This window comes from Pseudomonas sp. Sample_20 (assembly GCF_004307585.1).
Taxonomy (GTDB): domain Bacteria; phylum Pseudomonadota; class Gammaproteobacteria; order Pseudomonadales; family Pseudomonadaceae; genus Aquipseudomonas; species Aquipseudomonas atacamensis.
Genome location: NZ_RCOA01000082.1, coordinates 73,874 through 98,466 on the forward strand (window position 1 = coordinate 73,874; position 24,593 = coordinate 98,466).

General features: G+C 59.7%; 20 protein-coding genes and 1 riboswitch. Of the genes, 9 read left to right on the forward strand and 11 right to left on the reverse strand.

Annotated features, from left to right (window positions below; translation table 11 throughout):
- Positions 1–7 precede the first annotated feature (7 nt).
- A complete protein-coding gene (locus D8U70_RS17765; RefSeq protein ID WP_008077804.1) occupies positions 8–595 on the reverse strand; it encodes an RseA family anti-sigma factor in 588 nt (195 codons plus the stop codon).
- Positions 596–625: 30 nt separating this feature from the next.
- Positions 626–1,207, reverse strand: coding sequence for an RNA polymerase sigma factor RpoE (gene rpoE, locus D8U70_RS17770; protein WP_003172477.1), 582 nt, complete (start codon positions 1,205–1,207; stop codon positions 626–628).
- A gap of 558 nt (positions 1,208–1,765) precedes the next feature.
- Here rpoE and nadB point away from each other — a divergent pair.
- Positions 1,766–3,382 carry an L-aspartate oxidase gene (gene nadB, locus D8U70_RS17775; RefSeq protein WP_122691666.1) on the forward strand — a complete coding sequence of 539 codons (1,617 nt, stop codon included), beginning with the start codon at positions 1,766–1,768 and terminating at the stop codon, positions 3,380–3,382.
- On the opposite strand, the gene D8U70_RS17780 is transcribed toward nadB, so the two are convergent.
- Positions 3,351–3,803, reverse strand: a complete 453-nt coding sequence (locus D8U70_RS17780) for a protein YgfX (protein WP_130929417.1) — start codon at positions 3,801–3,803, stop codon at positions 3,351–3,353. The genes nadB and D8U70_RS17780 overlap by 32 nt on opposite strands.
- Positions 3,787–4,041 (reverse strand): succinate dehydrogenase assembly factor 2, encoded by a 255-nt coding sequence (locus tag D8U70_RS17785; RefSeq protein ID WP_007911418.1) that lies wholly within the window; start codon positions 4,039–4,041, stop codon positions 3,787–3,789. The genes D8U70_RS17780 and D8U70_RS17785 overlap by 17 nt, the downstream gene beginning before the upstream one ends.
- A gap of 150 nt (positions 4,042–4,191) precedes the next feature.
- Between D8U70_RS17785 and D8U70_RS17790 the strand changes: the two genes are divergently transcribed.
- Both D8U70_RS17790 and D8U70_RS17795 read left to right on the forward strand, forming a co-directional pair.
- Complete coding sequence (locus D8U70_RS17790) at positions 4,192–5,133, forward strand: folate-binding protein YgfZ (protein WP_073473073.1); 942 nt, start codon at positions 4,192–4,194, stop codon at positions 5,131–5,133.
- 34 nt (positions 5,134–5,167) lie between these two features.
- Entirely contained in the window at positions 5,168–5,989 is an 822-nt protein-coding gene (locus D8U70_RS17795) for an HDOD domain-containing protein (RefSeq protein ID WP_016770675.1), read from the forward strand.
- A 129-nt stretch (positions 5,990–6,118) separates the two neighbouring features.
- Here the strand turns inward: D8U70_RS17795 and D8U70_RS17800 are convergent, their stop codons facing one another.
- Complete coding sequence (locus D8U70_RS17800) at positions 6,119–7,504, reverse strand: sensor histidine kinase (protein WP_024011993.1); 1,386 nt, start codon at positions 7,502–7,504, stop codon at positions 6,119–6,121.
- On the reverse strand, positions 7,497–8,168 hold the full coding sequence (locus tag D8U70_RS17805; protein ID WP_024011992.1) for a response regulator: 672 nt from the start codon (positions 8,166–8,168) through the stop codon (positions 7,497–7,499). Before D8U70_RS17805 ends, D8U70_RS17800 begins: the two co-directional genes overlap by 8 nt.
- A 445-nt stretch (positions 8,169–8,613) precedes the next feature.
- Here D8U70_RS17805 and D8U70_RS17810 point away from each other — a divergent pair, with 445 nt between their 5' ends.
- The 4 genes from D8U70_RS17810 to D8U70_RS17825 are packed head-to-tail and all read left to right on the forward strand — an operon-like array spanning position 8,614 to position 12,648.
- Entirely contained in the window at positions 8,614–9,591 is a 978-nt protein-coding gene (locus tag D8U70_RS17810; RefSeq protein WP_016771275.1) for a tripartite tricarboxylate transporter substrate binding protein, read from the forward strand.
- 55 nt (positions 9,592–9,646) lie between these two features.
- Complete coding sequence (locus D8U70_RS17815; RefSeq protein ID WP_016771276.1) at positions 9,647–10,105, forward strand: tripartite tricarboxylate transporter TctB family protein; 459 nt, start codon at positions 9,647–9,649, stop codon at positions 10,103–10,105.
- A 1-nt stretch (position 10,106) separates the two neighbouring features.
- A complete protein-coding gene (locus D8U70_RS17820; protein ID WP_016771277.1) occupies positions 10,107–11,621 on the forward strand; it encodes a tripartite tricarboxylate transporter permease in 1,515 nt (504 codons plus the stop codon).
- Complete coding sequence (locus D8U70_RS17825; protein ID WP_122602179.1) at positions 11,614–12,648, forward strand: AbrB family transcriptional regulator; 1,035 nt, start codon at positions 11,614–11,616, stop codon at positions 12,646–12,648. The genes D8U70_RS17820 and D8U70_RS17825 overlap by 8 nt, the downstream gene beginning before the upstream one ends.
- 119 nt (positions 12,649–12,767) lie before the next feature.
- Here the strand turns inward: D8U70_RS17825 and ung are convergent, their stop codons facing one another.
- On the reverse strand, positions 12,768–13,460 hold the full coding sequence (ung, locus tag D8U70_RS17835; protein ID WP_056783514.1) for a uracil-DNA glycosylase: 693 nt from the start codon (positions 13,458–13,460) through the stop codon (positions 12,768–12,770).
- A gap of 132 nt (positions 13,461–13,592) precedes the next feature.
- Here ung and D8U70_RS17840 point away from each other — a divergent pair, with 132 nt between their 5' ends.
- Complete coding sequence (locus D8U70_RS17840) at positions 13,593–14,705, forward strand: enoyl-CoA hydratase/isomerase family protein (protein ID WP_071174665.1); 1,113 nt, start codon at positions 13,593–13,595, stop codon at positions 14,703–14,705.
- Between the two features lie 64 nt (positions 14,706–14,769).
- Here D8U70_RS17840 and D8U70_RS17845 read toward each other — a convergent pair whose 3' ends face one another.
- The 4 genes from D8U70_RS17845 to D8U70_RS17860 form a co-directional block, all read right to left on the reverse strand.
- Positions 14,770–20,301, reverse strand: coding sequence for a calcium-binding protein (locus D8U70_RS17845; RefSeq protein ID WP_130929418.1), 5,532 nt, complete (start codon positions 20,299–20,301; stop codon positions 14,770–14,772).
- A gap of 2 nt (positions 20,302–20,303) precedes the next feature.
- On the reverse strand, positions 20,304–21,158 hold the full coding sequence (locus tag D8U70_RS17850) for a hypothetical protein (protein WP_071174663.1): 855 nt from the start codon (positions 21,156–21,158) through the stop codon (positions 20,304–20,306).
- A 1-nt stretch (position 21,159) separates the two neighbouring features.
- Complete coding sequence (locus D8U70_RS17855; protein WP_130929419.1) at positions 21,160–22,404, reverse strand: glycosyltransferase family 4 protein; 1,245 nt, start codon at positions 22,402–22,404, stop codon at positions 21,160–21,162.
- Positions 22,405–22,601: 197 nt separating this feature from the next.
- Positions 22,602–23,006 (reverse strand): hypothetical protein, encoded by a 405-nt coding sequence (locus tag D8U70_RS17860; RefSeq protein ID WP_130929420.1) that lies wholly within the window; start codon positions 23,004–23,006, stop codon positions 22,602–22,604.
- 349 nt (positions 23,007–23,355) lie between these two features.
- A riboswitch (guanidine-I (ykkC/yxkD leader) is annotated at positions 23,356–23,456 on the forward strand.
- Positions 23,457–23,519: 63 nt separating this feature from the next.
- Between D8U70_RS17860 and D8U70_RS17870 the strand changes: the two genes are divergently transcribed.
- Positions 23,520–24,587, forward strand: coding sequence for a putative urea ABC transporter substrate-binding protein (locus tag D8U70_RS17870; protein WP_130929421.1), 1,068 nt, complete (start codon positions 23,520–23,522; stop codon positions 24,585–24,587).
- The last annotated feature ends 6 nt before the right edge of the window (positions 24,588–24,593 follow it).

A 24,593-nucleotide genomic window follows, 5' to 3' on the forward strand; every position in this document is an offset into this window, starting at 1 on the left:
ATCCTCCTTAACGGTTTTCCAGGCTTGCGGCACGTGCGTATGGCAGCGCGCTTTCAGTTCCTTTGAGTGCAGCCTGCTGAGCGTGCTGACGCAGATAGCCTGGCAGACGCTGGTCATGCCAGCCTGGCTGACCTTGCAGAACGCCGTTAGCCATAGGGCCAGTCGCTTCCGAGCTCTCGCTGTAACCAGCCAGAACTGCCGGACCTTTGACCTGTGGAGTGGCCAGAGTAGGCTGGTTCGACTGCTGCGCCAGTTCAACACCAGCAATTTCGTCCTGGTTGTACAGGCGAACACCGGCCAGAACGGCCACGGTTACCGAAGCGGCAACAGCGAGGCGACCCAGGTTACGCCATGGGCTGCGGGATACTTTGGCCGGAGCCGTTTCGTCTTCCAGCGCAGCGGACACTGCCGCAGCGATATCCAGACGCGGAAGCAGCAGATCCTTGTGCATGGCTGCCCGAGCGATCTGGTAACGAGCCCAGGTCTCCCGGGTATCAACATCATCCAGTGCGCTGAGCACTCGACGCAATTCCAGTTCGTCCGCTTCGTTATCCATCACTGCGGACAGCGATTCCTGCAGGGCTTCACGACTCATGGCGTTCCTCTCTTGGCTGTCGCCGCTGTCTCAGTTTTCCTGCAACAACGGTTGCAGGGCTTTGTCGATGGCCTCCCGAGCGCGGAAAATCCGGGAGCGCACGGTACCCACCGGACACTGCATGACGCTCGCAATGTCCTCGTAACTCAGACCATCGAATTCACGTAAAGTTAAAGCCGTACGCAAATCCTCTGGCAGTTGCTGGATGGTCCGATGGACAGTGCCTTCGATCTCATCCCGCAGCAATGCACGTTCTGGTGATTCGAGATCCTTGAGGCCGTGATCGCCATCGTAGAACTCTGCATCCTCTGAACTTACATCGCTATCCGGCGGCCGACGGCCGCGGGAAACCAGGTAGTTCTTTGCCGTGTTAATGGCAATACGGTACAGCCACGTATAAAACGCACTGTCACCGCGAAAATTTCCAAGTGCCCGATACGCCTTGATAAAGGCTTCCTGAGCAACGTCCTGGGCTTCATGGGTGTCGTGCACAAAACGCACGATCAACCCGAGAATTTTGTGCTGATATTTCAGCACCAGCAGATCGAAAGCTCGCTTGTCGCCACGCTGTACGCGTTCGACCAGCTGCTGATCCTCTTCCTGGGTTAGCATGAACACTCCTCGATAAGCCCGGAGGAGACTTGCATTACTAAACGACCAGACTTGCAAACATAGACTCGGGCTTTTCGCAAAAGTTCTCCCCCTCCAAGCAAGTTTCCTGCGGGCTCTGATTTGGCACGCACGAAAAACGCAGCGCGGGATAAACCGGCTGCGCGAATAATCTTGTTATCGGTTTCGCCGGCAGGAATCCAAACGCAGATTCCGCACTGAAGCCGACACTGTCCCTGGTTTCTGGCACCGTCTATTGATCTTGGGCCTTTGGCAAAAGTTCCAATTATTTTATAGCCGTACCCACCTGACATTGCGCAACCCTGCTCGGAAAAGACTGTTTCAGCGCCGATACAGGTGTCATTTTTCAAAACCGATGAAAAAAACTTCCGACGAAGCACAGCGCTTTTTACTGCGCGGTAGTCTCACAATGCCATCTGGGCCCGGCTATTGTGCCGCCCAACCCCTCTATATACTAGTGGGCTGTGTGGCTGTCTTGACTCGCCGATCCAGCTGTCTTGCGCCAACCCCGACCCGGGTCGCTTTGAGCGGAATCCTGAAATGAGCCAACAGTTCCAACACGATGTTCTGGTGATTGGCAGCGGTGCTGCCGGTTTGACTCTCGCTTTGACCTTGCCCGGTCATCTGCGCATTGCCGTATTGAGCAAAGGCGATCTCGCCAACGGTTCGACCTTCTGGGCCCAAGGCGGCGTTGCCGCCGTGCTCGACGATACCGACACGGTCGAATCCCATGTCGACGACACCCTCAATGCGGGCGGCGGCTTGTGCCATGAAGACGCCGTACGCTTTACCGTCGAGCACAGCCGCGAAGCCATCCAATGGCTGATCGACCAAGGCGTGCCGTTCACCCGCGACGAACAGTCCGGCACTGAAGACGGTGGTTTCGAATTTCACCTGACCCGCGAGGGTGGCCACAGCCATCGACGGATCATCCATGCTGCCGACGCCACTGGCGCTGCGATCTTCAAGACCTTGCTGGCCCAGGCTAAAGAGCGCGATAACATCGAATTGCTGGAACAGCGCGTCGCCGTTGATTTGATCACCGAACGCCGCTTGGGCATGGAAGGCGATCGCTGCCTGGGCGCTTACGTGCTGAACCGCGCCACCGGCGAAGTCGACACCTACGGCGCAAGGTTCGTGATTCTGGCCTCGGGCGGCGCAGCCAAGGTCTACCTTTATACCAGCAACCCCGACGGCGCCTGCGGTGACGGCATCGCCATGGCCTGGCGTTCCGGTTGCCGGGTGGCGAACCTGGAATTCAACCAGTTCCACCCGACCTGCCTGTATCACCCGCAAGCCAAGAGTTTCCTGATCACTGAAGCGTTGCGTGGCGAAGGCGCGCATTTGAAGCTGCCCAACGGCGAGCGCTTCATGTATCGCTTCGATAAACGCGCCGAGCTGGCGCCTCGTGACATTGTCGCGCGGGCCATCGACCATGAAATGAAGCGCCTGGGTGTCGACTGCGTATATCTCGACATCAGCCACAAGCCTGAATCGTTCGTAAAAACTCACTTCCCGACTGTTTATGAACGCTGCCTGGGCTTCGGCATCGACATCACCAAACAACCGATCCCGGTGGTCCCCGCCGCGCACTACACCTGTGGCGGCGTGATGGTCGATCAGCACGGCTGCACCGATGTACCCGGGCTCTACGCCATAGGCGAGACCAGTTTCACCGGTCTGCACGGCGCCAACCGCATGGCCAGCAACTCGCTGTTGGAATGCTTCGTTTATGCCCGTTCGGCAGCGGCGGACATTCTCGCGCAACTCGATGACGTCGCGGCGCCAAGCGCCCTGCCCGTCTGGGATGCCAGTCAGGTGACCGACTCGGATGAAGACGTGATCATTGCGCACAACTGGGACGAGCTGCGGCGGTTCATGTGGGACTACGTCGGCATCGTGCGCACCAACAAGCGTCTGCAACGGGCGCAGCATCGGGTGCGTCTGCTGCTGGATGAGATCGATGAGTTCTACAGCAACTATAAAGTCAGCCGCGACCTGATCGAGTTGCGCAACCTGGCACAGGTTGCCGAATTGATGATCAGCTCAGCCATGGAACGCAAGGAAAGTCGCGGGCTGCATTACACCCTCGACTATCCGGATATGCTGCCCGAAGCGCTCGACACTATTCTGGTGCCGCCCACCTACGCCGGCTGAACTTGAGCCGCACTCGCAGGCGTCGGTGCAGATCCGCTGCCTGCGAGTCACGTGGCACGCAGATCGACCTGACCCGCCACTCTCCGCGAAGGCGAAAGCGCAGCACCACGATCAACGGCAGCGCCAGACTGTCCGGGCGCAGTTGCACCGCTTGCCAGCCATCAGCCTGATTCCACACCTGCCAGCCATCGCCATCGCGGCGCAAGCCGCAAAATGCTTGCGGATGGTTCAGCAGAATCTGCCGTGGCAGCATCCAAAAACCGTGCAGCGCACAGGCGCAAGCGCCGAGCAGACTGGCCCAGAGCGGAATCGACAGAAGAAACAACGAGCCCATGGCGAACGCCTGGGCCAACAGATACGCCGCCAGCAACTGCCGTGAGGCATGCCAGCGGCATTCGAACGTATTACTTGGGCTGGACACGATCCAGAATCATCCGGACCATGCGTTGCAGCTCGGGATCTTCCGACTCGCTGCGCTCCATGAACCAGCCGAACATGTCCTGATCCTCACAGGTCAGCAAACGCACGTACAGATCGCGATCTACTTGATTCAACGTCGCGTAAACCTCCTGCACGAACGGCACCAGCAGCACGTCAAGCTCAAGCATGCCGCGACGGCTGTGCCAAAAGAGGCGATTCAGTTCAACTTGTTCGACCATGGAGCCCTCCTCGAATTTGCCGGGCAGTATACAGCCCCGGCGCGGGCCGCACAGTCGGCTTTGGTCGGGGACCCTTGATCCTTTATCAACTACCCATTTCAACCCTGCCCCCTTATGATGTGCCCCAGTCTATTTACCCTGCGATGACCCATGGCCGATTCTGCTTTTTTCTGCACCCTGTCTCATGAAGGCGTACTCGCGGTTCGCGGTGCGGACGCCGGAAAATTCCTGCAAGGCCAGTTGACCTGCAATATCAATTACCTGAGCGACACCCGCGCCAGCCTCGGCGCCCGCTGCACACAGAAAGGCCGGATGCAGTCGAGCTTCCGTATTCTGCTCGAAGGTGACGGTGTGGTGATGGCGATGGCCAGCGAGCTGCTCGAGCCGCAACTGGCCGACCTGAAAAAGTACGCGGTGTTCTCCAAATCGAAACTGACCGACGAAAGCGCCGCCTGGGTGCGCTTCGGTCTGGCACATGGCGATGCAGCCCTGACCAGCCTCGGTCTGGCACTGCCCGCCGAAACCGACAGCGTTGTGCGCAATGAAGGCCTGATCGCAATTCGCGTCTCGCCCGAGCGCGCCGAACTCTGGGTGCCTGCCGCTCAGGCGCCAAACATTCAAAGCCAACTGTCCGCCACGCTGGCTGAGGGCGAACTGAATCAATGGCTGCTGGGCCAGATCCGCGCCGGTATCGGCCAGGTCATGCCTTCCACTCGCGAACTGTTCATCCCGCAGATGCTCAATCTGCAGGCGGTCGGCGGGGTGAGCTTCAAGAAAGGTTGCTACACCGGCCAGGAAATCGTTGCGCGCATGCAATACCTGGGCAAGCTCAAGCGTCGGCTGTACCGCTTGCGCCTCGACGCAGCCGAGTTGCCGGAGCCCGGCACTCAACTGTTCGCCCCCAGCCACAACAGCTCGATCGGCGAAGTAGTGCTGGCGGCCAATGCCGAGGGAAACATTGAACTCCTGGCCGTGTTGCAGGCCGAAGCTGCCGAAGCCGGTGATTTGCGTCTGGGCGCCCTCGAAGGCCCCGCGTTGCACGTGCTCGACCTGCCTTACGAACTGGATCGCGACCGCGAAATCCAGCGTTGATCGCAGCATTGTTGCAACACCCTAGAGAGTCCAAATGAGCGAACTGGCGGAAAAGGTCCAACAGGATTTGGTTGCGGCCATCGATAACGATGACCTGGTTCTGCCAACGTTGCCGGAAGTGGCCCTGCAGATTCGCAAGGCCGCTGAGGATCCGGAAATCAGCGTCAGCGACCTGAGCAAAGTCATCGGCCGCGACACCGCGCTGTCGGCGCGTCTGATCAAAGTGGTCAACAGTCCGCTGCTGCGCGCTGCGCAGGAAGTCACCGACCTGCACACCGCCATCACCCGTTTGGGCATCAACTACAGCAGCAACCTGGCGATCGGCCTGGTGATGGAGCAGATCTTCAATGCCCGCTCCGAGGTGGTCGAACAGAAGATGCGCGAAGTCTGGCGCAGCAGTCTGGAAATCGCTGGCGTCAGCTATGCCCTGTGTCGTCGTCACACTCAGCTCAAACCCGATCAGGCGGCACTCGGCGGGCTGGTGCATCAGATTGGCGTGCTGCCGATTCTGACTTACGCCGAAGACCACAATGAACTGCTCTCCGATGCGGTCAGCCTGACCCATGTAATCGAGCAGATTCACCCATTGCTCGGCGAGAAATTGCTGCGGGTCTGGGAGTTTCCCGAGCGCCTGGTGCATTTGCCGTTGCTGTATCAAGACTTCAGCCGCGACTCGACGCGCATCGATTACGTCGATGTCGTGCAAGTAGCCAATTTGTACTGTCGCAAGGACACCGATCATCCGTTTGCGCGGATTGACCCGTTTAGCGTGCCGGCGTTCAGGAAGCTCGGGATTGATCCGGAGAACAAGCAGTTCTGCGCGGATCTGGAAGAATCGCGGTCGATGTTCTACTGACCTGTAGTGAGGGGATTTATCCCCGTTGGGTTGCGAAGCGACCCTAGACTCTGCGATCCGGACCGCGACTGCTGCGCAGCCGAGCGGGGATAAATCCCCTCGCCACAAAACCCCCTCGCCACAAAGGTATTACCCGGCAATAAAACTGACCCGCACCTTCAACCCTGCCTGCTCGCCATCATGCAAGGTGATCTGCGCCAGATGCGCGCGACAGATCTCGCCGACAATCGCCAAGCCCAGACCTGAACCGGCAACCTGCTGATTGCGCCGGTAAAACCGCTCGAACACCCGATCGCGCTCATGCAGCGGGATGCCCGGCCCGTCGTCCTCAACCTCAAGCACCGCCGGGGCCGTGACCCGCAGAATCACATTGCCGCCCGATGGCGTATGCGCCAGCGCGTTGTCGACCAGATTGCTCAGCAGCTCATTGAGCAGCGTCGGCTCACCGCGCAGCCACACCGGTTCATCCGCCTCAAGCGCCAGCGCCACGCCGCGCTTGTGCGCCAAAGGCGCCATGGCCATGCCCAGCTCCCGCGCCAATTGGCTCAGATCGAGCAACTGCGCGCCGCCCTCGGCAATCGCCCGCGCGCCGTTCTCGACGCGGGCCAGCGATAGAAGCTGATTGGCCAGATGGGTCAAGCGATCGGTGCTTTGCGCGGACGATTCAAGGGTGGTGCGCCAGGTCTCCGGCTCGTTCGAGCGCAGGCCCAGTTCCAGGCGTGCCTTGAGTGCGGCCAGCGGCGTACGCAACTCGTGAGCGGCATCGGCGATGAACTGCGCCTGCCGCTCGAACTGGCCGCGCAGACGCTCGGTGAAATGATTGAGCGCGCGGACCAAGGGTCCCAATTCATGCTGCACTTCCACCAGCGGCAGCGGCCGCAAGTCGTCGGGCTGGCGTTCCTCAACAGCGGTTCTTAACCGCTCCAGCGGGCGCAACGCCGCACTCACCGCGAACCACACCAGCAGCAATGCACCCACGGCCAACATGCCCAGGCGCAGCAACGTATCCGCCGCCAGACTGCGCGCCATGCTGACCCGCGCTTCGTCGGTTTCAGCCACGCGGATCTCCGCCATGCCGTTCATGTTCGGCTCGCTTACGGCCTTAAGCAGACTGACCACACGCACGTTCTGGCCGTTGTACTTCGCGTTGTAAAAGCGCGCCAGCGCCGGATAGCTGTCGGTACGCGGCGTGCCGGGCGGTGGCCCGGGGAGATTTTCGTAGCCGGAAATCAGCTTCTGGTGAATGTCGTTGACCTGGTAATAGATGCGCCCGGCGCTGTCGTAGGCGAAGGTGTCCAGCGCCACGTAAGGCACATCAGCGCTGAGGCTGCCATCACGCTGCGACAACCCGGCAGCGATGGTGCGTGCCGAGGCCAGCAGCGTGCGGTCATACGCGGTGTCGGCGGCCTCGCGACCGTTCCAGTAAGCGCTCAAACCACTGGCGAGCATCAGCACCACCAGCAACCATCCAAGGTTCCACAGCAACCGCCAGCGCAGGCTGCTGGGCTTATGCATCGCGGCTTTCCAGCAGATAGCCGAGGCCACGGAAGGTGACAATGGCCACGGGCTGGCCATCGAGCTTCTTGCGCAAGCGGTGCACGTAGATTTCGATGGCGTCGGGGCTGGCTTCTTCGTCGAGGCCGAACACCTGCGCGGCCAGTTGTTCCTTGCTCATCACTCGCCCCGGCCGCGCGATCAACGCTTCCAGGACAGCTTGCTCGCGCGACGTGAGGGTCAGCAGCTCGTCGCCGAGGGTGAAGCGCCGTGTGTCGAGGTCGTAAGCCAGCACACCACAGCGCTGCTGACGCTCGCCACCGAGGACACTGCGGCGCAGCAAGGCTTTGACCCGCGCTTCCAGTTCCGTCAATTCGAACGGCTTGGCCAGGTAGTCGTCAGCACCGAGATTGAGGCCATGCACGCGATCCTTGACGTCACTGCGCGCGGTCAGCATCAACACCGGCAGGTTCTTGCCCCGTGCACGCAGCCGCGCCAGCACCTCGAAACCGTCCATGCGCGGCAGGCCGACATCGAGGATCGCCACGGCGTATTCCTCACTGCCCAGCGCCAGGTCGGCGGCCACGCCATCGTGCAACACATCCACCGTCAGACCGGTGCTCTTGAGCGCCTGAGCCACGCTTTCGGCCAGTTGCAAATGGTCTTCGACGAGCAGGACACGCATGGATTTTTACCTCGTTCAGGGTTGGCCGACGCCACGCTTTGTCGCGGAGTTTACAGCCGCAACCGCCGCTGTGAAGCCCGAAAAACCGTGAAAGACAATTGAAAGGTTGTTGAAAGGTTAGCCGGTTAGAGTCGGCCCACGGACAGTTTCGACTGTCGCCGCTGCCGCCACACAGCGCAACGCAAAACGCCATGAAGCGTTTTCGACTCATAAGAACAATAACGGAGTACCCCAGCATGCCCTCCATGCGCACCAAGGCTGTAATGCCTGCTCGCCTTGCTCGATTCCACCGTTGCACCGTCGGCTTCTCGCCGCAGTCCTGTATCCCCTCCGTTGTTTCAGTCGTTGCGCGCGCGCCACGAGAAAACTGCGCCTGCCGCTAGGCTTTCGCGTTGCCCTTTGGTCATTCGGTCCATCCATAACAACAACTCCTCTGGAGACTCAAATGAACGTATCACTGCGTAAAGTCGCTCTCGCCGCTGGCGCGATGCTGTTTGCCGGCCAACTCATGGCCGAGCCGAAACGTCCGGAATGCATCGCCCCCGCCTCCCCCGGCGGTGGTTTCGACCTGACCTGCAAACTGGTGCAGAGCGCACTGGTCAACCAGAAGCTGTTGAGCAAACCGATGCGCGTGACCTACATGCCCGGCGGTGTCGGCGCGGTGGCGTACAACGCAGTAGTGGCGCAACGTCCGGCAGATGCCGGCACGCTGGTGGCGTGGTCGAGCGGTTCGCTGTTGAACCTGGCCCAGGGCAAGTTCGGCCGCTTCGATGAAACCAACGTGCGCTGGCTCGCGGCCGTCGGCACCAGCTACGGCGCCATCGCGGTGAAAAGCGATTCGCCCTACAAGACCCTCGACGATCTCGTTCAAGCACTGAAGAAAGATCCAGGCTCGGTGGTTATCGGCTCCGGCGGCACCGTCGGCAGCCAGGACTGGATGCAGACCGCACTGATCGCCAAGGCTGCCGGGATCAACCCGCGCGAACTGCGTTACGTGGCACTCGAAGGCGGTGGTGAAATCGCCACGGCCCTGCTCGGCGGCCACATCCAGGTCGGCAGTACCGACATCTCCGACTCCATGCCGCACATCCAGAGCGGCGACATGCGTCTGCTCGCGGTGTTCTCGGACAAGCGTCTCGACGAACCGGAAATGAAAGACATCCCGACCGCTCGCGAGCAAGGCTATGACATCGTCTGGCCGGTCGTGCGTGGCTTCTACCTCGGGCCAAAAGTCAGCGATGAAGACTACGCCTGGTGGAAAGACGCGTTCGACAAACTGCTGGCTTCCGACGAGTTCGCCAAGCTGCGCGATCAGCGTGAGCTGTTCCCGTTCGCCATGACCGGCCCGGAACTGGACACCTACGTGAAGAAGCAGGTCGCCGACTACAAAGTGCTGGCCAAAGAGTTCGGCCTGATCCAGTGATCGTCTCTGTCTAGTGGCTGCGTCTCCTACGCGGGAACGCAGCACAGGAGCTCCCATGCTTATTCAACGCATTTTCGCCTCGGTGTTACTGCTGGTGTGTGCCGGCCTGGCACTGATGGCGTGGCCGTACCAAGCGGCTTTTTCCTATGAACCGGTCGGCCCGCGCGCCTTTCCGCTGCTGATGCTCGGCCTGATGGGGCTGGCGCTGCTGTACATGGTGTTTCGCCCGGCGCCGATCAAACACAACCCGGATGAGCCGCCGCTGGATCGCGAAACCCTGACCAAGATCGGTCTGTGCGTGGTGTTGTTGCTGGTGTTTGCCGGCACCTTCGAACCCCTTGGCTTCATCGTGGCCAGCATCATTACCGGCGTACCGATGGCCCGTCTCTATGGCGGCCGCTGGCTGCCGAGCGTGGTGATCATCAGCCTGATGGCGGTTGGTCTCTATCTGCTGTTCGATCGCTTGATGGATGTTCCGCTGCCCCTTGGCCTGCTCAGCGTCCTGGAGAACTGATATGGATACCCTTGGCTATTTGGGTCAGGGCTTCGGCGTCGCGCTGAGCCCGTACAACCTGGTGACCGCACTGTGCGGCACCCTGATCGGCACCGTCGTCGGCCTGCTGCCGGGCCTCGGTCCGATCAACGGCGTGGCGTTGCTGATTCCGATCGCGTTCGCACTCGGCCTGCCGCCGGAGTCGGCGCTGATCCTGCTCGCGGCGGTCTATCTGGGCTGCGAATACGGCGGCCGGATCAGCTCGATCCTGCTGAACATTCCGGGTGAAGCCTCCACCGTCATGACCACCCTCGACGGCTACCCGATGGCCCGTAAAGGTATGGCCGGTGTCGCGCTGTCACTGTCGGCGTGGAGTTCGTTCATCGGCGCGTTCATCGCGACCTGCGGCATGGTCCTGTTTGCGCCGCTGCTGGCGAAATGGGCGATTGCCTTCGGACCGGCGGAATACTTCGTGCTGATGGTGTTCGCGATTGTCTGTCTCGGCGGCATGGCCGGTGATCGACCGCTGAAGACATTTATTGCGGCGCTGATCGGTCTGTTCCTTTCCACCGTCGGCATCGACGCCAACAGTGGTGTGTACCGTTTCACCGGCGACAACATTCACCTGACCGACGGCATTCAGTTCGTTGTGCTGGTGCTGGGTCTGTTCTCGATCAGCGAAATCCTTCTGCTGCTGGAAAAAACCCACCACGGCCAGGAAGCGGTGAAAGCCACCGGCCGGATGATGTTCAACTTCAAGGAAGCGGCGTCGGTTTTCGTCGTCAACGTGCGCTGCGGCGTGCTCGGTTTCATCATGGGCGTGCTGCCCGGTGCCGGCGCAACGCTCGCCAGTGCCGTGGCCTACATGACCGAGAAGCGCATCGCCGGCACCAGCGGCAAATTCGGTGAAGGCGATCCCCGTGGTCTGGCCGCGCCGGAAACCGCTATCGGCGGCGCGGCGTGCGGCGCTCTCGTTCCGATGCTGACCCTCGGCGTTCCGGGTTCGGGCACCACGGCGGTGATGATCGGCGCGCTGTCGCTGTACAACATCACCCCGGGTCCACTGCTGTTCCAACAGCAACCGGACATCGTCTGGGGCCTGATCGCGTCGTTGTTCATCGCCAACGTGATGCTGGTGATCCTCAACATCCCGATGATCCGCGTATTCACCCGCATCCTCGCCGTGCCGAACTGGGCGCTGGTGCCGATCATCGCGATCATCACCGGGATCGGCGTTTACGCGGTGCACGCGACCACCTTCGATCTGTTCCTGATGATCGGTATCGGCATCTTCGGTTACATCCTGCGCAAGCTGGATTTCCCGCTGTCGCCACTGCTGCTGGGCTTCATCCTCGGTGGCCTGATGGAGCAGAACCTGCGTCGCGCCCTGTCGATCTCCAATGGCGCGCTGGAGATTCTCTGGTCGAGTCCGATCACCTTCGGTTGCTGGATCCTCACCGCGATCATGCTGCTGATGCCGCTGATCCGCATCTGGCGTAAACGTTCGGCGGCACGGCGCGTCATTGCCGATGTTTGATCGCTTGTCCCTGAAAGCCTGGTGGGGCACCCCGCTGGTCGGTCTGCTTGGCGGTTTCATCGCCAGTCAGATCGGCTGGCCGCTACCGTGGATGGTCGGCTCGTTGCTGGCGATCATCCTGGTGCGCTGCCTGACGCCGTGGCAACTGGCGGAAATCCCTGGCGGGCGCAAGTGCGGCCAGTGGATCGTCGGCATCGGTATCGGCCTGCACTTCACCCCGTTGGTGATGGAACAGGTGCTCAGTCATTTCGGTTTGATCTTCTTCGGTGCATTGGTCACCAGCCTGTCGGCGGTGGTCGGCGTGTGGCTGATGCGCCGCACCGGCGAGGATCGCGCCACGGCGTTTTTCTCAAGCATGCCCGGTGGTTCCGGGGAGATGGTCAACCTCGGCGCGCGCAATGGGGCACTGCTCAGCCATGTCGCGGCCGGGCAGAGTCTGCGGGTGTTGGTGGTGGTATTGTGCGTGCCGGCGGCGTTCAAGTATCTGCTCGGTGACGGCACGCCGATTTCTCACGCCGGCAGTGTCGATTGGCGCTGGCTGGCGATTCTGTTTCCGGCGGGCGCCCTGCTCGCCTGGCTCTGGCAGCGTCTGCGCCAACCCAATCCATGGCTGTTCGGGCCGTTGCTGGTCAGTGCGGCGGTGAGCATTACGTGGGATCTGCACATCGGATTGCCCAATGGTGGCAGTCAGATCGGTCAATGGCTGATCGGCAGCGGCCTGGGCTGTCACTTCAATCGGCAGTTCTTCCGCCGCGCGCCGTCGTTCATGGGCCGGACGTTGATCGGCACGGCGCTGACCATGTTGATCGCGTCGCTGGCGGCGTTGGGCTTGAGTGCGTTGACCCATCTGGATCTGCGTTCGCTGACCCTGGGCATGATGCCGGGGGGTATCGCCGAGATGAGCCTGACGGCGGAGACCCTGCAACTGTCGGTGCCGCTGGTGACGGCGATGCAGGTGATGCGGCTGTTGTTTGTGCTGTTTCTGGCGGAGCCGTTGTTCAGGTATTGGAATCGTCATCCCGCCTAAGTCTGCGAGATCGAGTTGCTCTTTTCGCGAGCAGGCTCGCTCCCACAGGGGGTTTGTGGCTTGCACACAATTCCTGTGGGAGCGAGCCTGCTCGCGAAGGGGCCAACCCGATCGAGACATCAAATCGGTGGCAAGCGCCAGTCGATCGGCGTTTCGCCATTCTGTTCGAGAAACTTGTTGGTCCGGCTGAAATGCCCACAGCCCAAAAAACCGCGATAGGCCGACAACGGCGACGGATGCACCGAGGTCAGCACCAGGTGCTTGGTCGCGTCGATCAGCTTCTGCTTGCTCTGCGCATGGGCGCCCCAGAGCATGAATACCAGATGCGGCTGCCGTTCGCTGACCACTTCAATGATGCGGTCGGTGAAGTGTTGCCAGCCCTTGTCCTTGTGCGCGTTGGCGTTGGCGCGCTCAACCGTCATGGTGGTGTTGAGCAGCAGCACGCCCTGTTCGGCCCAGCTCTGCAGGTAGCCGTGGTTGGGAATGTCGATATTGAGGTCGCGCTTCAGCTCTTTATAGATGTTGACCAGCGACGGCGGTGCCGGCACGCCCGGTTGCACCGAGAAGCACAGACCGTGGGCCTGGCCCGGGCCGTGGTAAGGGTCCTGGCCGAGAATCACCACTTTCACCTTGTCCAGGGGCGTTGAGTTCAGTGCGTTGAAAATCATCGGTCCCGGCGGATAGATCTCCTTGCCGGATGCCCGCTCCTGCTGCAGAAAGCTGCGCAACTCTGCCATGTAAGGCTGGTCGAACTCAGCACGCAGTGCCTCCTTCCAGCTCGGTTCGAGTTTGATACGGTCGTCAGCAGTCATGGTCATTTCCGGCAAAAACAATGGGGCGAACCCTAGGAAAGCCGACCACGCTTGTCAATTGATCTGACGCAGATCCGGCACTTTCCCCCATAGCGATCATACTGTTCGCTCAAATTCCCGATCGAGGTCACGATGAATCTGCACTTCGAAGAACTAACCGGCACCGATGGCGCCCGCATCGGCATCGCCAGCCTGGATGCCGAGAAATCGTTGAACGCGCTGTCCCTGCCGATGATCAACGCGCTCAGCGACAAATTGAACGCCTGGGCCAATGACCCGCAAATCGTCTGCGTGCTGCTGCGCGGCAACGGCAGCAAAGCTTTCTGCGCCGGTGGCGAGGTGCGCAGCCTGGTCGAAGCCTGCCGCGCTCACCCCGGCGAAGTCCCGCCGTTGGCCGCGCAGTTTTTCAGCGCGGAATATCGCCTCGATTACAGCCTGCATACCTATCCCAAGCCGCTGATCTGCTGGGGTCACGGTTATGTGCTCGGTGGCGGCATGGGCCTGTTGCAGGGCGCAAGCACGCGGATCGTCACGCCGAGCAGCCGTCTGGCGATGCCGGAAATCACTATTGGACTGTATCCGGACGTCGGCGCCAGTTGGTTTCTCGCCCGATTGCCGGGCAAGCTCGGCTTGTTTCTCGGCCTGACCGGCGCGCACATCAACGGCCGTGATGCGCTGGATCTGGATCTGGCCGATCGCTTCCTGCTCGACGAACAGCAACCGCAATTGATCGAAGGCCTGCTGCAATTGAACTGGCAGGAACAGACCGCCATGCAGCTCAACAGCCTGCTCAAGGCTCTGCAGCAGGAGGCACTTGAGCAAATGCCCGAAGCGCAGTGGCTGCCGCGTCGTCAGCAGATAGACGAACTGCTCGATGTCAGCGACGTTGCCTGTGCGTGGAAAGCCATCAGCCTGCACCGCGACAGCAGCGATCCGTTGATCGCCCGCGCGGCGAAAACCATGACCGAGGGCTCGCCGCTGACCGCGCATCTGGTCTGGGAACAGATCAGCCGCGCGCGGCACATGTCGCTGGCCGAAGTATTCCAGATGGAATACACCCTGAGCCTCAATTGCTGCCGTCATCCGGAATTCAGCGAAGGCGTGCGCGCGCGTTTAATCGACAAGGATCAGAAGCCGCACTGGCACTGGCCGGACATCAATAACGTGCCGGATGCAGTGGTCGAGGCGCACTTTCACAAGGTTTGGGAGGGGCGGCATCCGTTAGCGGATCTGACCCAGTATTGAGGTGACGCGAGGCCCGCGATGGCTACTGGATTGCCATCGCGGGCCGGCTCAATCGGTCGTCCTGTCAGACATTCAGTTCGTAGAACTCAATGATTTCCTTCATTGCCCGCTGCGCTTCATCGTCGCCCTTTATCAAAATATCCTCGACATCCCTCAGTGGCGGAAGCGGGTGCAGACGTTCAGCAATTTGCCTTGCGCTGTAGTCTTGAGTCGCTGTTCCTTCGCTGACTCTTATGAAGCCAATAGCGCTTTCACCTGCGGCAAAATGACTGGAAACCCGGATTTTCGGCGCCATGCCGTAATCCACCACAATCACCAGATCATCGCGCTCACGATGAAACCTCAGGTTGTCGATCGTCAGCCTGCGTTCGGAAAAATCGATTCCATCCTGTCCGCCTCCGTTGTTGATGATCACGTCTCTGCCGAGGCCATCGTATCGGTAGAGATCATTTCCAGCGCCGCCGGTTAGCGTGTCATTGCCCGGCCCACCCACCAGCAGGTCGTCACCGAGGCTGCCCGTGAGCACGTCATCCCCTTGCATGCCTCGGATCTCCCCCGCGCCGCTTATCGTGTCGTTGCCACGACCGCCTACGAGTGGCAGCGCTCGTCCGTCTCGCAGGGAGGTTGAACGGCTGGGATGGTTGACGATGACACCCGTACGAAACGTCTCCGGCGCAGGTCCCAGCTGACTTGATTCCAGGAGCTGCTTCAAATTTTCGACCGACCCATCGGCGAACTTGACGAGCTCAATACCGGCGCCCTCAAGTTCACCGTTGAGGGGCAAGACGATGCGGACTTTTTGCGTCCCGCCCCATTGGATATCGAGCGTCGGATGGAGCATTTTCGCTCGCGGCGGGTTGCGGTAAGCCCCGCGACCCGGGTTGGGCTCCAGCTCGACATGGGTGGTCTCTATCAGCGCAGCACCCCAGCTCAATTGCAGTGCATCGCGCTGCGCATCTGCTGGAAGAACGACCGTGTCCTGATCGATCAATCCGTACTCGTCTTTCCACCCCGCTGCGCCAACTTCTGCGCGGTGGAAAACAGGGTTCGGCACATCCGCAATCGTGGTGGTCGCTGCGGCGTGCGCTTGCACGATGTAGGTGTCGGCACCGCCTTCGCCGTAAAGCCAGTCATCCCCTGCCCCGCTGACCAGATAGTCGGCGCCCTCGGAGCCGAGCAAGGTATCGTCACCTGCACCTGCGGATAAAAACGCGCCCGGTGTCCTGTCGCCGACAGTGCCGTAGTCAAGTGGGGAGCCTGCATAAGCGACGATCAGATCGTCTCCCGCGCCGCCGTGGAAAACGTTTTCCACTTCGACGTTGACTCGCCCGCCGGCATCGTTGCCATGGACGATTTTGCGTTTGATCGTTTCAGTCGTGACATCCCAGCGAAACGCCTTGGGCACTGTTGCGCCCGAACTGAAGCCTGCCGCCGGATAGACGTACCAGCCTTCAAGCGCGCCGGATTCCTTTCGGTCCTCCACCAATACGTCGCCCGTATTGAATGAAAACCCGTTGGCCGAGCCGGATCGATAATAGCGAGGCGCCTGACTTGAGGAGGCGATTGCTCCCTCGGCTTTCACCGGTTTATGTTCGACACGGGTTGTGGTTTTCGACTGCCTTTCACTGACTACGGCTCGCCCGCCATCAGCCTTCATCCATGGCGGCGTTTCCGACAGTGTTCCTGCGTCGACGCTGTCCTCGCTCAGCTCGGTGTGAGTGGTGTAACCGGTGTCGCTGGTGGTGACATGACTGCGGACCCAAACGCCTTGCTCATTCAAGGTAAAACCTGTGGCGTGTTTGCGGGCGGAGCGTTTTGACTGGATTTGCGCGAGGAACTCATCGGTCCAGTTGACCGCTTGAACAGACGCCACCGGGCCTTGCGCCGCAGCGGTGACATCGTCTGGCTGAACCGGATCCGCAACTTTGCTTTCAGGGGTTGCCGGGGCGGTGACAGGTTCCGGTACGGGTGGCTCGGACATCTCTATCGGTGGCAGTGTTTTGCGCAGGACATCTGCGTAATCCAGTACCACGCCGTCGCTGAAATTGAATGTGGAATCCTTCCACCGCTCGTGATTCTTGATGAGTATCGCGTCGCCCGTGCCATTGGCCAGTCGCAACACCGTGCCGACGGTAACTTCGATAACGTCGGCCTTCAGGCTTTGCGCGCAAAACCCTGCACCGAACCTGATGATGTTGCGGCCGCCGGCATCGGTGACGATATCCAGACCGTCGCCAGCGCCGAAATAGTAGATGTCAGCGCCATCCATGCCATCCAGCACGTCAGCACCGGGACCGCCATCAAACACGTTGTCGCCAGAATCGCCGCGAAGGTAGTCCGTCCCTTCCCCGCCCAGCAGGGTGTCGTTGCCACCGCCTCCGAGCAACGTGTCGTTACCTGGGCCACCGTGCAGATAATCGGCATTGTGCTCGGCCTCAGCGCTGTTTTCGTAATCGCCGGCAAGAATGTCGTCATCCGCGCCGCCGTACAGCGTGTCGGCACCGAAACCACCCTGTAACGTATCGTTTCCTTCGCCGCCCTGAAGCACGTCATTGTTGCTTCCGCCCGGTTGCAGGTCAGATACGTCGCCATCGAGAAAATCAGCCCCTGCGCCACCCGCCAGCGTATCCGCGCCGCCCATGCCGCGCAGGGTGTCATCCCCCGCGCCGCCATCGAGAAAGTCGTTGCCGTGATAGCGAACCGGATGCTCAGGGCTGTCGCCGATCAGATCGTCATTACCTTCGCCGCCGAAGAGCAAATCATCGCCACCGCCGCCCCAGAGCGTGTCATCGCCGGAGCCACCGTCCAGCAGATCATCGCCAAAAAAATGCGCGGCATCGCCTTCGACGCCATCCAGTACGCCGTCATCACCCTGCAAAATGTCGTTGCCAGGGCCGCCATACAAAGCGTCGCTGCCACCGTTACCGCCGAGTGAATCATCACCACTGCCGCCGTCCAGCACATCGTTGCCATGGTGTCTGCTGGACAGACCACCGCCCCAATCGAGGTTGTCACCAAGCATCACGTCGTTGCCGCTGCCACCGGCCAGGGTGTCGTTACCTTGATCGCCTTTGAGAAAATCGTCGTCAGCTCCGCCGTCAAGCAGGTCCTCCCCCCAGCCGCCGTTGATAATGTCCTTGCCGCCCTGCCCATACAGCACGTCACTACCGCCCTCGGGCGCACTGTTTATCGAGGCCTTTGAATAGACCGCTCGGTGACTGGTCACACCGCGAGCAATCGTGACGGCAGCGCGCTTTACCGACCAACCTTGTTCCAGGGCACCGGTGGTTTCGTCTCCGGATAACACATCGTCACCAGCACCGCCGATCAAGGTATCCCGGTCATTGCCACCGAGCAGAACGTCTCGCGATGCCGTACCGATAAGCAAATCGTCACCTTGTCCGCCGTCGAGCCAGTCTCCGCGATTTGCCTTGCCTTTGGCGTCACCGTCGGCCATGGCCTTTTCGATTGTCGTCTGCTTGTCGCCGAATAACCGATCGTCTCCAGCCTTGCCGAACAATCGATCAGAACCACCCAGGCCGAGAATGACGTCGTCTGCCGCGGAACCGTAAAGTACGTCGGCCTTGTTGCGCTGTTTGACCTTGGGCAGCAGCACCACGTTGCCCAGCTCATCAAAGGAAGGCTGATCGCCGGGGACAGTGGGATCAGCGTCTTTGGCTTTCCAGTCGCCCTGAAGCGTCAAATCCGCAGCAGTGAGCGGCTGCCCCTCGTATTCAGGGAGGCGGATGCCAAGCATCCCGGGCTGAAAGTTCTTGATGACCACCAGATCGCTCTGGCCATATTTGATGTTGAGGGTGTGTTCAACAAGCGTCAGGGTGATGGACTGATCCTCGGTAGACCAGATGTTGCTCAGAGGCGCGCGGCGTTTGAGTGCGGGAATCGGTGCGCCGTTGATCCACAGCTGCCCATCGGCGTTGGCATCAAGAATCTCGTCGATGCCATCGCCGCTGGCGAATTCATAACGGTCGTTGCCTTCGCCCCCGATCAAAGAATCGTTCCCCTTTCCTCCGAGCAGAACATCGTCACCGGCCATCCCGTACAACTCATCATTGCCGTCACCTCCGGTTAGCGAGTCGTTACCGCGACCACCTTCAATGACATCGTGACCGGCCATCCCATGGATCGAGTCATTGCCCACGCCGCCATACAGATGATCGGCATTTGCGCCGCCGGCGAAAGATCGCCCGCCGTCATCACCGAACAGGGCCAGCGGGTTCAAAACACCGGTGGTCATCGGCGCCTGTTTGCCTGAGGCGAGATCGGAGTAGGAAAACTGCTGCAGCGAGTGTTCGCCAAACGAGCCCTGGGTTCGGGCAATCAAACGCGCCAGCATTTGCGCACGATCCGCCAGCCACTGCGCGGTGATAAAGCCTTCGCCAGTGTGCGGATCGTAAAGCTCGAGGTTGCGGTCGGGATAACCGTCGGCTCGTTCTATGACGACTTCACTGAGTTGCTGCAAAGAGTTGCGCAACGCCAGACCGCGCGGCGTCGCCTCGCCTGCCAGTTTCGCCCATGCATTGGCATTGCCGAACTCGCCTATTGTCCGGGTGACGATGCTTTGCGACTGCTCCGGGGAGAATGCCGAGAAGAAGGCGTAAGCGTTGCTGGCGAAGGTTTCGTTGGTGGTGGGTATGGCAGCAGAATCGCCGTCGTAAGTGCGCTTGAACATGTCGAGAAATTCGTTCTGGCCGTAGCGCAAGATCAGCTCGACCACGGCGGCAACAGGCGTGCCTTTGACTACATGCTGAATCAGCGGATTCACACTGCCACTGGCCAGCGCGATATTGATTTGCTCGGGTACGACCGAGAGCAGACTTTGCAGTGGATTGATGCCGAAATTGCTGATCGCCGCTCGCAGGCCGACGCTGTAGGCGTCGATGGCGAAGAGAATGTTTTTATAGTCGTCGAGCCGGTTGGCTTTTGCCTGAGTGGGTGGGCCGCCATCTTCCGCATCCGGGTCGCCCGCGGAGATCAGTCTCCACGTTTCATAGGGAGGTTTACCGCCCAACAGGCTGAATCCGACTGTTCCAGACCAACCGGAGTTACGTTTCACGGCGGTGTCGTCCTCCCCGCAAACCTCCTTGAACAGGGCCTCGCCAATCGCGCTGGCGTCGATTTCTGCGATCTGGCTGATTGACGGAACAGTCCAGGGTGCCAGTTGACCGGCAAGGGATCCGTTGATCAGGGTATTGATGAAGTTGACGGCAACCTGGTTGGATGAAAGCTGCATCAGGTCTTCACTGAAAATTGTATTCAGTCTGAGTTCACCCTGGCGGGAGGTGTAACCACGAATCAGGGCAGAGTAGGCACCGTTTCCACCGTTGGCATCAATGGCCACGGCAAGCCAGAGTCTGGCGCTTTTCAGCACCTCTCCAGCCTCTTTATCGGCAGCTGCAACGTCAGAAACTTTTTCACCAATAATGTCGAATAGCTTCTGGTACAGGGGTGCGCAGCTTGCCCCTGCTAATTTCAGTGCATCGTACTGAAGTTGTTTTGAGCGCAGCCTCATTCCTTTGCAAATATTTGCTGCGTTGAAAATCTCTGATTTTTCCATATCGCTGAATACATAACTCATTGTTACTTCCTTGTAATAACAGAGCGTGAAAGATAGTCACTGAGATATTTGAGCATCTCAGGTGCTTCGCGTAATGACGCTAATCCGAGACCTACGCTACCGTGCCCCCCGGAAAAGTCGAAGTTATCCAGATTGATATTGCAGAAGAAATTCAGTTTGCCGAAATCAAGATTTTCCAATTCAGCTCTGCTGAACCTTGCCAGTTTCTCGTCAGTCAGTTTTTCCTCCGCCGCCGGGCGAATCAAGCCGTCACAGTTGATCAACCGAGGGGTTCCATCTCGCCGCGGCCAGCCAGTAATGACAAACGTTCTAACCGAGTCTTCATTCTTGAAATGCGGCGGAGGTGCATCCAGCCAAATCTCCAGCCCCGGATAATTCTTTAGTTTCACAATCAACTCATCCGGCCAGTTGACGTGTCGATAACCCCGCTCATGGGGCTCGGTAGTTTCCTTTCTGGTAAAAAGCCCGGCATTCAATTTATAGAGCCGCCAGCTTTCGGGGATCGGTTCCAGGCGCTGATTCTGGTACCGGTGCAGCCCCGTCCCGGTCCACCAGAAAAGCCCCTTCAGAGCAATCGCCAGACACGCTTTCTTGTTCACCATCTCAGGCATGCCAACGTAAAACTCAGGGACTAGCGTCTTATCTATATAGGCGCCGCCTAATATCGGCACTTGCTTCATGCTCGCCAGCTTGTTTTGGCAAGCTTTCTCGTTTGCCTGGTGAATAGCCGCCGACTCGGCAGATTGTTCTTTGCGAATATAAAATTCCGCTACGCAATAACAGACGTAAATGAACAAACCATACGTCAATAACCTTTTAAACCACTTGATCGCCTGCTTCCGCGACTTCCTGGGCATTTCAAACCTCCCGGCCAAACTGCGGAACGGTTGGTATGTCGTTATGCCCGGATATCGCGCTTGCAAAAACCTCAAAATATTGGCTCACGCCCGATTCCACACTGAACCGACCTGCCGTCAACTTCGCGGCGCTGGCAAGTCCATCGTACTCACCTGCCGACTTCAAAACCTTGCTTACACTTCTGGCAACTCCTTGATGGTCGAAGAAATCCACCAACATGCCATTGGCCCCATCGACGATGACTTCCCTTACCGGAGCCGTGTCCGACGCAACGACCACACAACCAGACGCCATCGCTTCCAGTAACGACCAGGACAAGACAAACGGATACGTCAGATAAACATGGACTTTCGAACACTGCAGAACCGCTCGGTAGGTCTGGTAAGGGAGTTTCCCTGTGAAGTGCATTCTGGAGTGATCGAAACTGACCTCCGCCTCCATCCTGCTGCGCCAATCCGGGTACCCGACCGGCTTACTCCCATAACTGACACCGTCACCGCCAACCACGATGATCTGCGCATCTGGGCACTCGGCCTGAATAAGCGGGATCGCTCGCATGAAACTGTGAAAGCCGCGATAAGGCTCAAGGTTTCTGGCGACATAAGTAACGATCGGCTGTCCGGCTCTCAGTTCGACCCCATTGGGCAATCTGACTGCCCCGACCTTGGCCAGGTCAGAAGTTTGAACGACACCCTCGTGAATGACCCGAATAGCCGACCGGTAAGCGGCTGGAAACAGGCTGCGCTGCCACTGTGTAGGTGCGATTGCGATATCACATTGTTGAAGATTCAACAGATGCAGCGAATTGAGCACCCGCAGCCGTGACGACTCCCTTGCGGCTCGCCGGAATTCAGGGTCGAACCCGCAATCGGCGCCCTGCGCTCGATAGTAATACTCGCAATAGTGAACAAGCGGCGTATCGGGGTAGACGTCCTTGGCGAACAGCGTTTCTCCCCATCCGGGATGAGCAAGAATCACGTCTGGCAGATAGCCCGAACGTTTCAGCCTGCCCAGGATTTCAAAAACCTTGTGCCCGTCAATCACTGCTTGTTCGTAGCGGATCAGATAGGGGTGAATATTGCCGGGCGCTCGGCTGGTCGCTCGATATCGATGGATTTGCACACCGGCGACGCCCGGTGCCGTGTCCCGGCCTATCGCCACAACCTCATCACCGCGCTCCAGCGCCGCCAGCACTACATGACGGAACTGACCGGGAAAATTTTGGTGAATAACCAGAAGCTTCATAGCGCTAAACGTCCATTTTTCGCCGCTATCGAGCTGAGGATTGCTCGCCTCGTTCGGCATCCATGAACGCTAACAAACACCACGAAATGAAACTGTAGGACGCTTCCGGGATTGCCTTGGGAGATGGCCCACGGAAGGACTTTTCGACGGGCAAAAAAAAGCGGCGCATCATGCGCCGCTTTTTTATTTGCGGTCAGTTACCAGCGGTTGCCACGGCCATTGTAGTCACGACGACCGCTGTGGCGATCGTAGTTGCCGCGACCGCGGTGGTCATTGTCCCAACCGCCGCGACGGTGGCCGTCCCAGCGTCCGCGATCGTTGCCGTGCCAGCGACGGCTTTCGTAATGACGCGGGGCCGGTTGATAGTGCCGAGGCGCCTGGTAATAACGCGGTTGCTGGTAGTACCGCGGCGCTGGCTGGTAGTAGCGCGGCTGAGTGTAATAAGTGCCGCCGCTGCGGTAATAGGAGCCGCCACCGCTGTAATAGGCCGGTGCGGGTGATGTGTAGACCTCTGACCTGTAGTCGCTGTCTCCATAGGAATAAGGAACGCATCCGCCAAGGGAAAAAAGCATCACGGCAAGCAGTACGATTCGGCGATACATGGCGGCCTCCTGGACCGCGGGTTGGCCACACCAGCGACGCTGGCAGGCGACCGTCAGCAATTGCTGACCGTCGAAGAATCAGACAGCGGTTTCGGAATCTGGTGCGTTCCTGCAACAAGTTGAAACAAGTGATTATGAAATCTTGTTTATCCGCAAAATCAGCGACCAGTGATGCGTAAACACGCTGCATGACGGTGCAACCGCGCACCACCACGATGCGCTGTCGCTCGCCCCGCTCACGTCGGCAATCCAGCAGATCCCCGCCGCAGAGGCCTCGGCCCGACTTGGCACGCCTCTCGCTTTAGCAAACCCGTGCAGGAGTCATCACAGGTTCGCGGCACCACAATTTGCAATGGCTGACTAGGGTTCCGGCTCGCAATCGCGAGTGGCTGGTCCGAGAGTTGGCGACCTCCAGTTGAGGTTACACGGCGGGACAAAAGCCCGGGAGACAAGCCACCGTTCGCGGTGCCGCGTTGCCTTCCTGTCCGTCCTCGATCAACTGGAGAATCCGCAATGATCCGACTACGTTTCCCCGCCCTGCTCGCCGCCGCTTTCGCCGCGCTCATCAGCACGCAATCTTCCGCCGCCCAGAAAGACCACTTCAGCGTGTGCTGGACGATCTACGCCGGCTGGATGCCATGGGAATACGCCGGCAGCCAGGGCATCGTCGACAAATGGGCGAAGAAATACGGGATCAAGATCGACGTCGTGCAGCTCAACGACTACGTCGAATCGATCAACCAGTACACCGCCGGCCAGTTCGACGGCTGCACCATGACCAACATGGATGCGCTGACCATTCCCGCTGCCGGCGGCGTTGACAGCACCGCGTTGATCGTCAGCGATTTCTCCAACGGCAACGACGGCATCGTGCTCAAGGGTGAAGGCAAGAAAGTCGCCGATCTGAAAGGCATGGACGTCAATCTGGTCGAGCTGTCGGTCTCCCATTACCTGCTGGCTCGCGCGCTGGACTCGGTGGACCTGACCGAGAAAGACCTGAAAGTGGTCAACACCTCCGACGCCGACATTGCCGCCGCATTCAACACCGACGACGTCAACGCCGTGACCACCTGGAACCCGATGCTCTCGGATATCAAAGCCAAACCCGGCGTCACCGAAGTGTTCAATTCCAGCCAGATTCCGGGTGAGATCATGGACATGATGGTGGTCAACAGCGCCACCCTCAAAGACAACCCGGCACTGGGCAAAGCGCTGACCGGGGCGTGGTTCGAAGTGGTCGCTTTGATGAACGCGAAAAGTGCCACGAGCAAAGCTGCGCTGGAACACATGGCCAAGGCCTCGGGTACTGATCTCGCCGGCTTCCAGGCGCAACTGGACACCACAAAACTGTTCGCCACGCCGAGCGAAGCGCTGAGTTTCGCCACCAGCAAACAACTGCCGGACACCATGCGCAAGGTCGCGGAATTCTCCTTCGAGCACGGCCTGCTCGGCGAAGGCGCGAAGGACCCGAGCGCGGTCGGCATGTCTTTCCCCAACGGCGTGACCAGCGGCGACACCGCCAACCTCAAGCTGCGTTTCGATCCGACTTACGTGCAGATGGCCGCCGACGCCAAGCTGTAAGCCACG